Consider the following 15,284-nt stretch of genomic DNA (forward strand, 5'->3'; position numbering starts at 1 on the left):
TACCTCCTGGCATCTGTTCGTCTGTGGCGACCGTAGTTCCGGCGAGACCGCCCTCCGAGCGGGCTTCCCGGTGATCGGGAGGCCGAGGTGATCGGCGTGCTGGGCCGGGGCGAAAGCCTCCCGGTCAGCGGGAAGCGCTACTGAACTCTCACGCACCCTCGACGAAGTATGAAGCACGTCACAGGGTGAGACGAGCGTGAGAGAAGAGGAACCGATGGTGCTGCAATCCAAGCCCGATGCCGACGAGGTCCGGATGATCGACGCGGGTGCCGACCCCACCCGGTTTGCCCGGGGATGGCACTGCCTCGGCCTGGCCGAGACCTTCCGGGACGGGAAGCCGCACTCGGTCAAGGCCTTCGGCACCAAGCTGGTCGTCTTCGCCACCAGCGAGGGCGAGATCAAGATCCTCGATGCCTACTGCCGTCACATGGGTGGTGACCTGTCCCAGGGCGAGGTCAAGGGCGACTCCATCGCCTGTCCGTTCCACGACTGGCGCTGGGGCGGCAACGGCAAGTGCACCGGCATCCCCTACGCCCGCCGGGTGCCGCCGCTCGCCAAGACCCGGTCCTGGCCCACCCTCGAGCGCAACGGCCAGCTGTTCGTCTGGCACGACGTGCAGGGCAGCAAGCCCACCGACGCGGTGACCATCCCCGAGATCGAGGGCTACGGCACCGACGAGTGGACGGACTGGAGCTGGAACACGACGCTGGTCGAGGGCTCGCACTGCCGCGAACTGGTCGACAACGTGGTGGACATGGCGCACTTCTTCTACGTGCACTACTCGATGCCCACTTTCTTCAAGAACGTCTTCGAGGGCCACGTCGCCAGCCAGTTCATGAGCGCCAAGCCGCGCCTGGACATCGACAACGGCACCAACTACGACGACCCGGACTCGCACCTCGACTCGGACGCCTCGTACTACGGCCCTTCCTACATGATCGACCGAATTGTCAACGAGGTGAACGGGATGTCGATCGAGACCATCCTGATCAACTCGCACTACCCCATCGACAACGAGTCGTTCGTGCTGCAGTACGGCGCGATGGTCCGGAAGCTGCCGGGCCTGTCCGAGGAGGAGAACGCCGGCATCGCCGCGCAGTTCACCCAGGGCGTCGAGATCGGTTTCGAGCAGGACGTCGAGATCTGGAAGAACAAGTCGCGCATCGACAACCCCCTGCTCTCGGAGGAGGACGGGCCCGTCTACCAGCTGCGCCGTTGGTACAACCAGTTCTACGTCGACGTCGAGGACGTCACCGAGGACATGACCAAGCGCTTCGAGTTCGAGGTCGACACCACCCGCGCCCTGCAGAGCTGGGACGAGGAGATCGCGGCCAACCTGGCCAACGGCTCGCCCGCGACCACCACCGCCTGACGCCCGCGCGCACAGCAGCACCACCAGCCAGCACCGACTGCTAGACGAAGAAGGACACCGAAGATGAGCAACAGGCCCCTCGACAACATCACGGCCATCGCCGACCAGCTCCGTGACCAGGCCATCGAGGCCGAGCGTCTCGGCCAACTCCCCGACGAGACCGCCAAGAAGCTCCGGGCGGCCGGACCGATCAAGCTGCTCCAGCCCAAGCGGTACGGCGGCTTCGAGGCGCACCCGCGCGAGTTCGCCGAGACGGTCATGAAGGCGGCCTCGCTGGACCCGGCGACCGGCTGGGTGTGCGGCATCGTCGGCGTGCACCCGTGGCAGCTGGCGTTCGCCGACCCGAAGGTGCAGGAGGAGGTGTGGGGCGCGGACAACGACATCTGGATGGCCTCGCCCTACGCGCCGACCGGGATCGCCAAGCCGGTCGACGGCGGCTACATCTTCAACGGCCGCTGGCAGTTCTCCTCCGGCACCGACCACTGCGACTGGATCTTCCTCGGCGCCATGGAGGGCGACAAGGACGGCAACATGGCGATGCCGCCGCGGATGCTGCACATGATCCTGCCGCGCAAGGACTACGAGATCGTCGAGGACTCCTGGGACGTGGTGGGCCTGCGCGGCACCGGCTCCAAGGACATCATCGTGCGCGACGCGTTCGTCCCGTCCTACCGCGTGATGGACGGCGACGAGGTGATCAACGGGACGGCGCAGAAGAACGCCGGCATGACCGAGACCCTGTACAAGATGCCGTGGTCCAACATGTTCCCGCTCGGCATCAGCTCCGCGGTCATCGGCATCGCCGAGGGCGCGCTGGCCGCGCACCTGGACTACCAGCGCGACCGCGTCGGCGCCCAGGGCACCGCGGTCAAGGATGACCCGTACGTGCTCTTCGCGATCGGCGAGGCGGCCGCGGACATCAACGCCGCACGCCAGGAGATCCTGGCCAACGTCGACCGGATGTGGGACATCGTCGAGTCCGGCCGTGAGATCTCCTTCGCGGACCGCGCCGCAGGCCGACGCACCCAGGTGCGGGCCGCCTGGCGGGCCGTCGGCGCGGTCGACCAGATCTTCGCCCGTTCCGGCGGCAACGCGATGCGGATGGACAAGCCGCTGCAGCGCTACTGGCGCGACGCGCACACCGGCCTGGCACACGCCATCCACGTGCCGAGCACGGTCTACCACGCGTCTGCGCTGAGCTCGCTGGGCATCGACCCGGCCGACAACCTCAAGTCGATGATCTGACCGCCGCTCCCGGCATCGATCCGACACATACCTAGAAGGGCACAGAAATGACCGACATCAAGGGGCTGGGTTACCTCAAGGTCCAGACCAACGACATGGACCGCTGGCGGACGTTCGCGTTCGACGTGCTGGGCTTCGCGAAGGGTTCCGGACCCGACGCGGACGCGCTCTACCTGCGGATGGACGAGCGGGCCGCCCGCATCGTGGTGGTCCCGGGCGAGACCGACGAGATCGTCACCATCGGCTGGGAGGTGCGCGACCACGCCGCCCTGGTCCGGGTCACCGAGGCCGTCGAGGCCGCAGGCATCGCGGTCAAGCCGCTCTCGGTCGTCGAGGCCGACGCCCGTCGGGTCGAGGAGGTCGTGACCTTCCAGGACCCGGCAGGCGCGACGCTGGAGATCTTCCACGGCGCGGTGCTCGACCACAGCCCCGTGGTGACCCCCTTCGGCGCCAAGTTCGTCACCGGCGCACAGGGTCTCGGCCACGTGGTGCTCCCCACGATGGACCCGAACGGCACCTTCGACTTCTACAGCGAGGTGCTCGGGTTCCTGCCCCGCGGCGCGTTCCGGATCCCGGCACCGCCGGAGTTCGGGCCGATGCGGGTGCGCTTCATGGGCGTCAACGAGCGCCACCACAGCCTGGCACTGTGCCCCTCGCCGCACGGCGGGGCGCCCGGCCTGGTGCACGTGATGGTCGAGGTGGACACCCTGGACGCGGTCGGACAGGCGTTGGACCGGGTGGTCAAGGACGGCTTCTCGGTGTCCTCGACGCTGGGACGGCACACCAACGACAAGATGGTCTCGTTCTACGTCCGGGCCCCCGGTGGCTGGGACGTCGAGTTCGGCACCGAGGGCATGAAGGTCGACGAGAGGTACTACTCCGCGGAGGAGATCACCGCGGACAGCTACTGGGGCCACGACTGGTCCGGAAGTGAGCCGCTCGCGGCGATGTAGTCGCGCCTGCCGCGCACCGAGAAGCACCACACGAGGCCCCGGGTCGGATCATCCGACCCGGGGCCTCGTCTGCTTTGGTGCCGACGGACTCGTGACACGGGCCACACTTCGTGGTATCAATAGGTATATTCCTAATCGAAACACCACGGTCGTAACCCGCTGATCGTGTGCGAACTGGAGGATCCCGCATGACCACTCAGGTCGAGACCACCACCCCGAGCGCCGTGCTGGACCGCGTCTCGCTGGTGCTGGACGCCTTCGACGGCCCCGGCCGACTGACGCTGGCGCAGATCGTGCGCCGCACCGGGTTGCCGCGGTCCTCCGCGCATCGGATGCTCGAGCGCCTGGTACAGCTGCGCTGGCTGCGCCGGCAGGGCCGCGACTACGAGCTGGGCATGCGCCTGGTCGAGCTGGGCTCGCTGGCGGTGCACCAGGACCGGCTGCACCGCGCGGCGCTGCCCTTCCTGCACGAGCTGCACCGGGTGACCGGCCAGGTGGTGCACCTGGCCGTCCTCGACGGGTCCGACGTGGTCTTCCTCGAGAAGATCGGTGGCCGGATGGCGGCGGCCATCCCCACCCGGGTCGGCGGTCGCTACCCCGCGCACTGCACCGCGGTGGGCAAGGCACTGCTCGGTTTCGCCACGGACGGGGAGCTGGACGCGGTCGACGCCGACCTGCTGGCCCGCAAGACCAAGTACTCCATCTCCACGGGTGCCGCGCTGCGCACCGAACTCGCGAAGGTCCGTGCCCACGGGATCGCCTTCGAGCGCGAGGAGTCGGTGCCGGGATTCAGCTGCGTGGCGGCGCCGATCGGCAACATCGGCGAGGCCGTCGCGGCGGTCTCGATCTGCGGTCCGGTCACCTCGATGCGGCTCGACCACCAGCTCGCCGCCCCGGTGCGGATGACCGCGATGGGGATCTGGCGCAACGTCGACGGCGGCGCGCTGCGGGTGCAGCCCACCCTGCAGCAGCGGTCGCGGCCGCTGCTCGGCGGACCGACGGCCGTCCGCCCCCGGTCCGCGGTGGCCGCGGCGCCGCAGGACCTGCAGTACGCATGACCCTCGACGACGAGGTGGCCGCGCTGCTCGGCGCGCTGAACACCGGATTCCCGAAGGTCGAGACCATGACCGGGGCGCAGGCCCGCGCGGCGGTCCGGGCCCGGCTGCAGTTGCCGGCCGAGCCCGAGGTCGTCGGCAACCTGACCGAGTCGCTCGTGCCCGGACCGTCGGGCGGCATTGCCGTCCGGGTCTACCGTCCCGCAGCGGCTTCCGGCGGTCCATCACCCGCAGTGGTGTTCGCCCACGGCGGCGGGTTCGTGTTCTGCGACCTGGACACGCACGACGGTTTCTGCCGGGCCATGTCCAACGGCACCGGTGCGGTGGTGGTCTCGGTGGACTACCGGCTGGCGCCGGAGTCGCCGTGGCCTGCGGCGGCCGAGGACGTCTGCGCGGTGCTCGACTGGGTGCACCGCGACGCCGCCGAACTGGGCGTCGACCCGGCCCGGATCGCGGTGGCCGGCGACAGCGCAGGCGGCAACCTCGCGGCGGTGACCGCGTTGATGGCCCGCGACCGCGGCGGCCCGGCGCTCGCCGCGCAGGCGCTTGTCTACCCGGTGATCGCGCCGGACTTCGAGACCGACTCCTACCGGGCGTACGGCGAGGGCTACTTCAACACCCGCGCCGCCATGGCGTGGTACTGGGACCAGTACGTGCCGCCGGCCGACCGGGCCCACCCGTACGCCTCGCCGATCCGGGCCGAGCTTGCCGGACTGCCGCCTGCGGTGGTGCTCACGGCCGGCTTCGACCCGCTCTGCTCGGAGGGCGACGCCTATGCGGAAGCCCTTGCCGCGGCCGGTGTCCCGGTGACCCACCGGCGCTACGAGGGGGCGATCCACGGGTTCGCGACGATCAGCTCGCTGTCCCTCGCGCGGCGGGCGCAGCAGCAGCTGTGGGCGGACCTCGCCGAACTGTTCGGCGGCGTCGGGCGCTGAGGTGGGCCCGGCCGGTCAGTCCAGGTCGGGGTTCGCGGCCTCGGTGTCCTGCGCCACCTGACGCCACTGGCCGGGGGTGGGCTTCGGGAAGCCGGCGTCGTCGCCGTCCTTGACCTGGGCGAGGACGGCGTCGGCCTTGTCGATGTCGAGGATCAACTGCTCGGCCAGCTCGCGTTCTGCCGCGTAGTAGCGCTCGGACCACCGCAGCACGATCTGCGAGTAGGCCCAGGCGGGCTCCCGGTCCGCGCCGACGGCGTCGGCCGCCGCCCGCCGCTCCATCTTCTTCACGTACTCGATGTGCTCGCGCAGGATCTCCTTGAGCCGGGCCGGCTCGTTGAGGTGACCGAGCCAGATCCGAAGCATCACCCCGTGTTTGAGGATGGGCGGGTCGATCGGTGCCTCGTTGGACCAGCGCCGGACGGCGGCGGTCCCCGACTCGGTGATCTTGTACAGGCGGCGGCCGCGGACGCCGTTGTCCTGCTGGATCCGCGAGGTGACGAAGCCGTGCGTCTCGAGCTTCTTGAGCTCGGTGTAGACCTGGCTGAACGACGGGCTCCAGTAGAAGAACTTGATGGACCAGTCCGCCCACTTCTTCAGGTCGTAGCCGGAGAGCTCCTCGTCGAAGGCGAGCATGCCGAGTACCGCCCAGCTCGTCGCGGGGAGGTTCGGGAGTTCCGACTCGGGGGCCGATTCGGTCGCTGACACCGGCCGATGGTATCAATCGGACAACGGGACACAGCAGGTCGTGAGACCACTGACCGGGACACCCGATGGTGCCGGGAGCCGGGACGCCCGATTCTGGGCAGGCACATCATTGTCAGGAGGAGACACCCATGAGCGCAGAGATCACCGTCGTCGACGAGAGCACCCTCTCGGCCCCGGACGCCGCCACCCTCAAGAAGGTGATGAGCCACTTCTGCACCGGCGTCGCGGTCATCACCGCACACGACGGCGACCGGCCGCTGGGCTTCGCGTGCCAGTCGGTGGTCTCGGTGTCACTGGATCCGGCGTACATCTCGTTCTGCCCGGCCAAGACGTCCACCAGCTGGCCGCTGCTGCGTGAGGCGGGCAAGCTGTGCATCAACATCCTCGCCCACGACCAGAAGGACGTGTGCTCGAACTTCGCGGTCAGCGGTGGCGACAAGTTCGCCCAGATCGACTGGTCGCCGGCCGACAACGGCGCCCCGGCGCTGGCCGGTTCGCTGGCCCGGATCGAGGCGACCGTCGAACTCGAGCACGACGCCGGTGACCACACCATCGTGCTGGCGCGCATCTCCGGCCTGACCGCCGACGCCGACGGCAGCCCCCTGCTGTTCTTCAAGGGTGGCTACGGCGGATTCGCAGGCTGACCGCCCCGCCGCGGTCGTGAGATCGTGTCGGGTGGGGTGGCGCAGCGCCGCCCCACCCGCCGGTCTCCACCGCTGACGACAAGGGACGTTCGAATGAGCATCGACCACATCGTGCCCGCGCTCGACGGCGCCGCCGCCGCCAGGATTCGAGCGGCACTCGACGCCGTGCCCGCCACCGCCCCCGTGGAGTCCGAGGTCGTCGTCGACGGCGTCGCCATCCCGGTCACCGGGCCCGCGCGGGAGGCCGTCCTGCAGCTGCTCACCCACCTGGCCTCCGGCCAGGGCGTCGGACTCGGCCCGGTCGCCGAGCTGCTCACCACCTCGCAGGCGGCGGAGATCCTCGGGGTCTCCGACACCTACGTGCGCCGGCTCGCGGACGCGCAGGAGCTACCCATCGAGTTCCGCGGCACCCACCGGCGTTTCAGGCTCTCCGAACTGCTGGCGTACCGGCAGCGCTTCCCCCGGAGCCGGTAGCCCCGCGCCGCGTCCGGTCCGCCAACTCCCGCAGCGCCCGGCGTGACGGTTTGCCTGACGCCAGCCGCGGCAGCTCCCCCAGGGTGATCACCTCGGTGGGCACCTTGTACCCGGCCAGCTCGCGCCGGCAGCGGTCGAGCAGCTCCCGCGCCGTCACCGAGGTGCCGGGAGTCGCTACCACGTAAGCGATTCCGCGTTCGCCGAGCCGCTCGTCGGGCACCCCCACCACCGCCACCTCCGCGACGCCGGGTGCCCGGCCGAGCACCTGCTCCACCTCCGAGGGGTACACGTTGAACCCGCCGACGATGAAGGTGTCGCCGAGCCGGTCCACGATCCGCAGTTCGCCCGCCTCGTTGAGCACCCCCACGTCGCCGGTGTGCAGCCAGCCGTCGGGATCGATCGCGCGGGCGGTGGCGCCGGGGTCGTCGTGGTAGCCGGTGGTCACGTTGAACCCGCGCACCAGCACCTCCCCGGCGGTGCCGGACTCCACCGGCCGGCCCTCCGCGTCGACCACCCGCAGCTCGACGCCCGGCAGCGGCGGGGCGCCGAGGGCGGCGGCGCCGGCGTCGCCGCTGGGGTGCCGGGCGGTGACGGTGCCGGTGGCCTCCGTCAACCCGTAGCCCGTGACCAGCTGTGCGATCCCGAGCTCGTTCCGAATCCGCTCCAGCAGGGCCGCGGTCACGGTGGTGGCCCCGGTGACCGCCAGCCGCGGCGGACGGTAGCCCGCCCCCGCGCCGGCCGCCAGTGCACCCATCAGGTCGGTGAACAGCGTGGGCGGCCCCGACAGGACGGTGATCGACTCTCGTCCGATCCGGGACAGCGCGGTCGCGGGGTCGAACACGTCGACCGCGACGTAGCAGCCGCCGGACAGCAGCGCCGCCAGCAGTCCCGCGTTGAGCCCCATCGAGTGCGAGAGCGGGGTGACCCCGAGTATCCGGTCGCCACTGCCGATGCCGAGGCGCCGCCCGAGCGCCGTGTACGTCCGCACCAGCTGGCCGTGCCGCACCACCACGCCCTTGGGCTCGCCGGTGGACCCGGAGGTGGACATCACGTACGCGACGGCATCGGGTCCGGGTGCGGCGTTGACGCCGGGCCGCAGGTGGACGCGGCGCGGGGCGGTGGCCGCCGCGACGAACTCCGGCCAGCCGGTCAGCGGGCCGTCCGACGGGCCGTAGAAGTCGACGATCCCGCGGAGCGCGGGCAGTCCGGCGACCGGTCCGTCGGGCCCCGGCCCGCCGGCCGCCTCGCGCAGCATCGCCGAGTAGCCGGTGCCGAGGAAGTCGTCCGCGACGAACAGCAGCCGCGCCTGCGTGCGGCGCAACAGCTGCGCCGCCTCGGCGCCGCGGGCGCGGGTGTTGACCGGCACCACCGCCGCGCCGACGGAGTGCGCACCGAGGGCGATCACGCCCCACCGGGCGGAGTTCGGTCCCCACAACGCCACCCGGTCGCCGGGCCGGACACCGGCCGCGGCCATCGCGGCGCCGGCCTGGAACGCGGCCGCGGTCAGGCCCTCGTAGGTGAGCCGTTCCCGGTCGTCCACGACGGCCTCGCGGTCGGCATGCCTGCGCGCGGAGTCCACCAGCACCGTCCACACGGAGCCCGCGGTGAGCTCGGCGATCTCCATGACGGCGAAGGTACCGCAAGCGCGGCGGCCGGGCCCGGACTCGATTGCTCCCGCTGTGCGGGAGGCCGGGGGACCGGGAGGTGGTCGGCATGCCTACCGTGGCACGTAAATCACCACCCCACACCCTCCGGGAGAGATCATGGCTTCAGCAGACGACATTCGCGCCATCGTGTCGAAGTACCTCGACGCGGTCGCCGGCGGTACCTCCGCCGACGTCGCGGCCCTGTACGCAGAGGACGCGACGCTCGAGGACCCGGTGGGCACCGAGCCCAAGGTCGGACGCGAGGCCATCCAGGCGTTCTACGCCGCGCTGGACGCCGTGGACAACACCACCGAGCTGATCACCGTGCGGGTCTCCGGGAACACCGCGGCCTTCCACTTCCGGGTCGTCACCGTCGCCGGCGACAAGACCATCACGATCGAACCGATCGACGTCATGACGTTCGACGACCAGGCCCGCATCACCAGCATGCGCGCGATCTGGTCGACGGACGACATGACGGTCGCCTGAGCCGGACCGGAGAAGACGAGCCATGCCTGACAGCCAACAGTCCTGGGACCACGAGGTCGACCTCCTCGTCGTCGGCAGCGGTTGCGGCGGCCTCACCGGCGCCCTGGCCGGAGCCGATCGCGGTCTCGACACGCTGATCATCGACAAGGCCACCGTGTACGGCGGCACCACCGCGCTGTCCGGCGGCAACATCTGGATCCCGAACAACCCGACGCTCGTGCGGGAGGGCCTGCGGGACTCGCGCGAGGACGTCCGCCGCTACCTCGACGCCGTCGTCGGTGACGCGGTGCCGTCGGCGAACCTCGACGCGTTCATCGACCACGGTCCGGAGACCATGGAGTTCCTCGAGCGCACCAGTGCGCACCTGCGGTTCCAGTGGTGTGCCGGGTACTCGGACTACCACCCCGAGCAGCCCGGTGGCCGGGCCGCGGGTCGCACGATCGAACCGCTGCCGTTCGACCTCAAGGAACTCGGCGAGGACGAGGCACTGCTGCGTCCGGGCGCCCTGGCCACCCCGGCGGGCCTGTACATCACCTCCAAGGAGTTCGCGAAGCTCAACATGGTGATGCGGACCTGGGCCGGCCGCCGTGCCGCACTGGGCACCGGCTGGCGCGCGGTCAAGAGCCTGGTCATGCGTCGGCACATGGAGACCCTCGGCCAGGCGCTGATCGGTCGGCTGCGGCTGGCGGTCAAGGAGGCCGGTGTCCCGCTGTGGCTCGGTACCCCGATGCAGTCCCTGGTCACCGACGACGCAGGCGAGGTGATCGGCGTGGTGGCCGATCGCGGCGGCGTCCCGGTACGGATCCGCACCCGCAACGGGGTGCTGCTGGCCAGCGGCGGGTTCGAGCAGAGCGAGCAGATGCGCAAGCAGTACCTGCGCGACGGCGGCAAGGAGAACTTCAGTGCCGGCTCGGCCGACAACACCGGCGACGGCATCGTTGCCGGCGAAAATGTCGGCGCGGCACTGGATCTGATGGACGATGCCTGGTGGATGCCGTCCTTCCGGCGGCCCGACGGCGTCATGCACGTGCTGGTCTCGGAGCGCTCCATCCCGCGCTCGGTCATCGTGGACCAGTCGGGTCGGCGCTTCACCAACGAGGCCGCGCCGTACGTGACGTTCGTGCACGAGCAGATTGCCGGCCGGCACGAGCCGATCTGGTTCATCTTCGACGGCAAGGCCAAGAACCGCTACCAGTTCGGCGGCGTCATGCCCGGCCAGAAGTTCCCGAAGTCGTGGTTCGCGACGGGGCTGATGCACCGGGCCGACACCCTCGGCGAACTGGCCGCGGCGATCGGCCTGCCGTCGGCGCAGCTGACCGAGACGGTCCAGCGGTTCAACGGTTTTGCGCGGGACGGCAAGGACGAGGACTTCGGTCGCGGCGAGAGTGCGTACGACAACTACTACGGCGACCCGACGCTGCCGAACCCGACGCTGGACGTGCTGGACCAGGCGCCCTACTACGCGGTCCGGATGCAGGCAGGCGACCTCGGCACCAAGGGTGGCCTGGTCTGCAACGAGCACGCCCAGGTGCTGCGGGCCGACGGCTCGGTGGTCGGCGGGCTCTACGCGACCGGCAACACCTCCGCCGCGGTGATGGGCAACGACTACGCCGGCGCCGGCGCGACCATCGGCCCGGCGATGGTGTTCGGCTACCTCGGGGCCCGGCACTGCGCCGGGGCCGAGCGGTCCGGCACCGAGAAGTCCACGGCAGACTAGGGATACGGGGAAGACCATGCAGGAACTCAGCTGCACCAGCTGCGGCAACCGGGTGCTGGTGGAGAAGTACAGTCCCACTCACACCAGCGTCCAGTGGCTGGAGGACTCGGAGGCCTCGTGCCCGGAGTTCGCCCGGAAGGTGGCCGAGGGCATGCGCATCGACCGGATTCCGACCTGCGTGAAACTGCGCGCATCGATCGAGGAGGCGGCCCGCCAGGGCGTACTCGGGATGGATGCGCCGCGCAGCTACCCGGTGCCCGGTCAGCTGGGCTGACCACCGCTCCCCCGCGATCGGCTTCGCGAATCGCGAATGGCCCACTGTCGCACTCGGTCTGACCGGCCGGGCGCGGCAGTGGGCCATCGTCGTCTCGAGCGGTCGGTGGCCCCCGGCGACCGGTGCCGGGGGCCGGCCGGAGCTAGCGGCCCAGGAACTCGAGCGTCAACCGCTCGAACTCGGTCTTGCGCTCGATCTGCGCCCAGTGGCCGCAGCGGGAGAACACGTGCAGTTCGGCGTTCGGCATCTGGCGGAACGGGAACAGGCCACCCTCGTACGGCAGCATCCGGTCGTCCCGGCCCCACACCAGCAGCGTCTCCTGCTGTACCTGCGCGGCCCGCTGCCACAGCTGCGGACGGTCCGCGAACCGCGGGTCCGAGAAGGTCTGGAAGATGGCGTAGGTGGTGGCAATCGCGCCCGGCGCCAACGCATTTGCCAGCCGCTGGTCGATGAGTTCGTCGGAGACCACCGCCGGGTTGCCGACCATGGTGTCCACCCACGCGACCATGCCCTCACGGGTCGGCGCGGCCAGGAACTCGAACAGCCGCCGCGAGCCCTCGCTCACCGCGGGTGCGAACGAGTTGACGGCCAGCCCGCCGGGGCCCATCAGCACCATGCGCCGCACCCGCTCGGGGTGTGCGAGCGCGAACTCGGTGCTGACGTTGCCGCCCATCGAGTTGCCGACGAGGTCGACCCGGTCGATGCCGAGCTCGTCGAGCAGGAAGCGGACGGCGTCGGCGGCGATCCGGGGGTACACGTCGGTCCACTCGCGGGCCGGGCTGCGGCCGAACCCCGGCATGTCCAGGATGATCGTCCGGTAGTGCTCGGCGAACACCGGGAAGTTGCCGGAGAAGTTCGACCAGCCGCTCACCCCGGGGCCGGAGCCGTGCAGCATCAGCAGCACCGGGCCGGTGCCTGCCTCGTGGTAGTGCAGCGTGTACTCGCCCTCGATGGTGTGGCTGGTGGCTTCGAAATCCAGTGTGGCAGTCATGAATCCCCTTCGGGTGTCGTCGCGGTGAGTGTTCAAACGTAGCCAGCGACGGCGGCCCGTGGACCTGCTTTGTTCCGCCAGCCGGGAGATCGGGGTCCGTGCCGAGGTTCTCTCCCGCTCACCGGACGCACCGGTACCGGGAGGGCCATCGCAGGGGCTGTGATTCACGCAACATCACCGCCTCGATGGTGATCGCCCTCACATTTCATCCACGGAAGGACCGCCCCGATGGTCACACAAGTCAGCAACCCCGACCAGCCGCCGTCGGCGGTCGAATCCGGCCCGAGCGCGGGGCGGTGGAGTCCGCGCCTGGTGTTCTCGCTCGCGTCGATCGTGCTGCTGCTGGAGATGCTCGCGGTCAGCTACATGATGATCTCGATGGCGCTCCCGTCGATCGCCATGCACTACCAGACCGCCCAGGGCGCCTGGCTGCTGACGTCGTTCCTGCTGTTCGGCGCCGTGACCGCACCGCTGATCGGCAAGCTGGCCGACATGCACGGCAAGCGGAAGCTGCTGCTCATGTGCGTGGCCGGCGCCGCGGTGGGGTCGCTGATCTCGGCCGTCGCGCCGAGCTACGGGGTGCTGATCCTGGGGCGCGCCCTGACGGGTCTGCTCGTGCCCTGCCTGTTCCTGAGCTACTCGCTGATCCGTGACGTCTTCCCGGCGAAGACGATCGCGCTGGCGGTCAGCATCGCGACCAGCGGCATGGGCCTGATCGCGATCCCCGCACCGTTCATCACCGGCTGGCTGATCGACAACCACGGCTTCCGCAGCATCTTCTGGTTCTTCGTGATCGGGCTGGTCGTGCTCGGCGGCATGATCCTGGCCTCGACCGAGGAGTCGCCCGTGCGCCTGCGCTCGCGTCTGGACCTGGTCGGCGCCGTCCTGCTTGGCGCAGGCATCGCGGGCGTCCTGGTCGCGGTCAGTTTCGGGCCCACCTGGGGCTGGCGTGACGGGGCGACCCTGGCGTACCTGCTCGGCGGCGTCGCGTTGCTGGTGGCCTGGCTGGTCTCGGCGCGCAAGGTCCGCGAGCCGCTGATCGACCTGGACGTGCTCGGCAGGCGGCCGGTGTTGCTGACCGCGATCGGTGCCGGGTTCACCTACGGGGCCAGCGGCCTGTTCACCATCCTGCTGCCGATGATGGCCATGACGCCCGCCGTCATGGGCCTGGGCTACGGCTTCGGCGTCAGCGCCGAGGGCTTCGCGATCTTCCAGGCGCCGATCGGGCTGATGGTCGTGATCGGCGGCGTCCTGGTGGGCATGCTGGTCGGCCGCAGCGTCCGTCCGCGGCCGCTGCTGGTCATCGGGCTGTTGGGGATGGCGCTCGGGTTCGCGTTGACCGCGATGATTCACGACGACAAGGCGCTGCTGATCGCGTTCGCCGGCATCTTCGGCACCGGCATGGGCATGGCCTACGCCTCCATCCCGAACCTGCTGATCGAGGCCGTCCCCCCGCAGTTGCAGGCGAGCACCGCCAGCATCGTGGGCGTGTTCCAGTCCGTCTTCCCGGCGGTGCTGCCGGTCATCGCGTTCACCGTCATGAACAACTCGTACATCGCGCCGATCCCGCTGGAGCTGACGCAGGGGGCAATCCTCTACACGGACCAGGGGTTCACCGTCGCCTTCGCGATCGGTGCGGTTGCCGCGCTGCTCGGCGCCTGCGTTGCGTTGATGCTGCCGCGCCGGATCGTGCAGGTGTCGGTGCCCGGATCGCCGAAGGAGGCCGTCCTCGCCCACTGACCACCCGTCGCGACCGCCGTCGCCGACGAGCGAAGTCTCGTCGGCGACGGCGGAGCCATGGGCCTCACGCCCGGTTCCGTTTCGCCAGTGGAGGACTGGGCCAACCGGCGGAGGGTTCGAAGGCCGCAATCGCCGGCCCAGTAGCATCGGTGCCGACCTGACGTACCAAGCGCAGGTGGCCGGCAGGTGGCACCCGGTACGCGCCGAACGGGAGTTCGTGGCTCGCACTCGAGAGAGTGACGGGTCAGGACTCCCGTCGATCGTGGTCGTCGACATTTCGTACGAGTGAGGCCTTGTGACCGATTCGATCGCCCAGCAGCAAATGCTCTACGTCCGGGACGAGATGTCCGATGCCGAGATCGCCGAGCAGGCGGACCTGTACGGGCCGCTGACCGACAGCGTCCGGGAGCTGATCGAGCTCGCGCTGCTGACCGAGGTCGACGGTCCCGAGGTCCGCGCCGCGCAGGAGCACCTGGAGTCGGCCAAGCAGATCCTGCGCACCCGGGTGAACCCCGGCCCGTACGGCGTCCGCTGGGGCGCCTCCGGCCAGAAGCGCGCCTGGGGCAACGCCGCGGCCGGGCTGCGGAACGCGATCGCGCCGCCGCTGGTCTTCAACTTCGATGCCGACGGCCGGGCGTGGACCGACTTCCACCTCGGTTCGGCCTACGAGGGCCCCGCGGGCCTGACCCACGGCGGCATCGCCGCGCTGGTGCTGGACCAGGCGCTCGGGTCGGCGGCGGAGGCGGGCGGTGCGCCGGGCATGACCGGGACGCTGAACCTGCGCTACCTGCGCCCCACCCCGCTGGGTGCACTGCACGCCGAGGCACGGATCGACCGCGTCGAGGGCATCAAGACCATTGTGACGGGCCAACTCTCGGGTCCCGACGGCGTCTGCGTCGAGGCCGAGGGGATCTTCATCCTGCCGCGGTGGGCCCGCGGCGGGGACAGCGCGAAGGTGTCGGACCCGGTCTGACCCGATCGCGATCTTTTCGTCCCGCAGCGCGGGAGATTTCGCCGCCGCGCGGTGGTGGGTGCGTCTAGCGT

15 protein-coding genes are annotated in these 15,284 nt (G+C 70.3%); 12 read left to right on the plus strand and 3 right to left on the minus strand.

What is annotated here, in order from left to right; all coding sequences use genetic code 11:
* Positions 1-214: 214 nt before the first annotated feature.
* The 5 genes from ACFO6S_RS09220 (at position 215) to ACFO6S_RS09240 (ending at position 5,560) form a co-directional block, all read left to right on the plus strand.
* Positions 215-1,372, plus strand: coding sequence for a Rieske 2Fe-2S domain-containing protein (locus ACFO6S_RS09220; RefSeq protein ID WP_378416238.1), 1,158 nt, complete (start codon positions 215-217; stop codon positions 1,370-1,372).
* 63 nt (positions 1,373-1,435) lie between these two features.
* Entirely contained in the window at positions 1,436-2,617 is a 1,182-nt protein-coding gene (locus ACFO6S_RS09225; protein ID WP_378416240.1) for an acyl-CoA dehydrogenase family protein, read from the plus strand.
* A 47-nt stretch (positions 2,618-2,664) separates the two neighbouring features.
* A complete protein-coding gene (gene bphC, locus ACFO6S_RS09230) occupies positions 2,665-3,570 on the plus strand; it encodes a biphenyl-2,3-diol 1,2-dioxygenase (RefSeq protein WP_378416242.1) in 906 nt (301 codons plus the stop codon).
* Positions 3,571-3,758: 188 nt separating this feature from the next.
* A complete protein-coding gene (locus tag ACFO6S_RS09235; RefSeq protein ID WP_378416244.1) occupies positions 3,759-4,628 on the plus strand; it encodes an IclR family transcriptional regulator in 870 nt (289 codons plus the stop codon).
* Positions 4,625-5,560, plus strand: a complete 936-nt coding sequence (locus ACFO6S_RS09240; RefSeq protein WP_378416246.1) for an alpha/beta hydrolase — start codon at positions 4,625-4,627, stop codon at positions 5,558-5,560. Before ACFO6S_RS09235 ends, ACFO6S_RS09240 begins: the two co-directional genes overlap by 4 nt.
* A 15-nt stretch (positions 5,561-5,575) precedes the next feature.
* On the opposite strand, the gene ACFO6S_RS09245 is transcribed toward ACFO6S_RS09240, so the two are convergent.
* On the minus strand, positions 5,576-6,193 hold the full coding sequence (locus tag ACFO6S_RS09245) for a PadR family transcriptional regulator (RefSeq protein ID WP_378416907.1): 618 nt from the start codon (positions 6,191-6,193) through the stop codon (positions 5,576-5,578).
* Positions 6,194-6,393: 200 nt separating this feature from the next.
* Here ACFO6S_RS09245 and ACFO6S_RS09250 point away from each other — a divergent pair, with 200 nt between their 5' ends.
* Positions 6,394-6,909, plus strand: a complete 516-nt coding sequence (locus ACFO6S_RS09250; protein WP_378416248.1) for a flavin reductase family protein — start codon at positions 6,394-6,396, stop codon at positions 6,907-6,909.
* Between the two features lie 93 nt (positions 6,910-7,002).
* Positions 7,003-7,383 (plus strand): helix-turn-helix domain-containing protein, encoded by a 381-nt coding sequence (locus ACFO6S_RS09255; RefSeq protein WP_378416250.1) that lies wholly within the window; start codon positions 7,003-7,005, stop codon positions 7,381-7,383.
* On the opposite strand, the gene ACFO6S_RS09260 is transcribed toward ACFO6S_RS09255, so the two are convergent.
* Complete coding sequence (locus tag ACFO6S_RS09260; RefSeq protein WP_378416251.1) at positions 7,331-9,007, minus strand: AMP-binding protein; 1,677 nt, start codon at positions 9,005-9,007, stop codon at positions 7,331-7,333. The two genes, ACFO6S_RS09255 and ACFO6S_RS09260, sit on opposite strands and share 53 nt — an antisense overlap.
* 139 nt (positions 9,008-9,146) lie before the next feature.
* On the opposite strand from ACFO6S_RS09260, the gene ACFO6S_RS09265 reads away from it, so the two are divergent.
* Genes ACFO6S_RS09265 through ACFO6S_RS09275 form a run of 3 tightly spaced genes read left to right on the plus strand, consistent with a single transcriptional unit; the run spans position 9,147 to position 11,509 of the window.
* Positions 9,147-9,518 (plus strand): nuclear transport factor 2 family protein, encoded by a 372-nt coding sequence (locus ACFO6S_RS09265; RefSeq protein WP_378416252.1) that lies wholly within the window; start codon positions 9,147-9,149, stop codon positions 9,516-9,518.
* A 22-nt stretch (positions 9,519-9,540) separates the two neighbouring features.
* Positions 9,541-11,235, plus strand: coding sequence for an FAD-binding protein (locus ACFO6S_RS09270; RefSeq protein WP_378416254.1), 1,695 nt, complete (start codon positions 9,541-9,543; stop codon positions 11,233-11,235).
* A gap of 16 nt (positions 11,236-11,251) precedes the next feature.
* Positions 11,252-11,509 (plus strand): hypothetical protein, encoded by a 258-nt coding sequence (locus tag ACFO6S_RS09275; protein WP_378416256.1) that lies wholly within the window; start codon positions 11,252-11,254, stop codon positions 11,507-11,509.
* A 142-nt stretch (positions 11,510-11,651) separates the two neighbouring features.
* Here ACFO6S_RS09275 and ACFO6S_RS09280 read toward each other — a convergent pair whose 3' ends face one another.
* Positions 11,652-12,500, minus strand: a complete 849-nt coding sequence (locus tag ACFO6S_RS09280; protein ID WP_378416258.1) for an alpha/beta fold hydrolase — start codon at positions 12,498-12,500, stop codon at positions 11,652-11,654.
* Between the two features lie 228 nt (positions 12,501-12,728).
* Here ACFO6S_RS09280 and ACFO6S_RS09285 point away from each other — a divergent pair, with 228 nt between their 5' ends.
* Both ACFO6S_RS09285 and ACFO6S_RS09290 read left to right on the plus strand, forming a co-directional pair.
* Positions 12,729-14,240 carry an MFS transporter gene (locus ACFO6S_RS09285; RefSeq protein ID WP_378416259.1) on the plus strand — a complete coding sequence of 504 codons (1,512 nt, stop codon included), beginning with the start codon at positions 12,729-12,731 and terminating at the stop codon, positions 14,238-14,240.
* A 295-nt stretch (positions 14,241-14,535) separates the two neighbouring features.
* Positions 14,536-15,213, plus strand: a complete 678-nt coding sequence (locus ACFO6S_RS09290) for a PaaI family thioesterase (RefSeq protein ID WP_378416262.1) — start codon at positions 14,536-14,538, stop codon at positions 15,211-15,213.
* Positions 15,214-15,284: the final 71 nt, after the last annotated feature.

Source organism: Rhodococcus kronopolitis (assembly GCF_042654025.1).
GTDB classification, from domain to species: Bacteria; Actinomycetota; Actinomycetes; order Mycobacteriales; family Mycobacteriaceae; genus Rhodococcus_G; species Rhodococcus_G kronopolitis.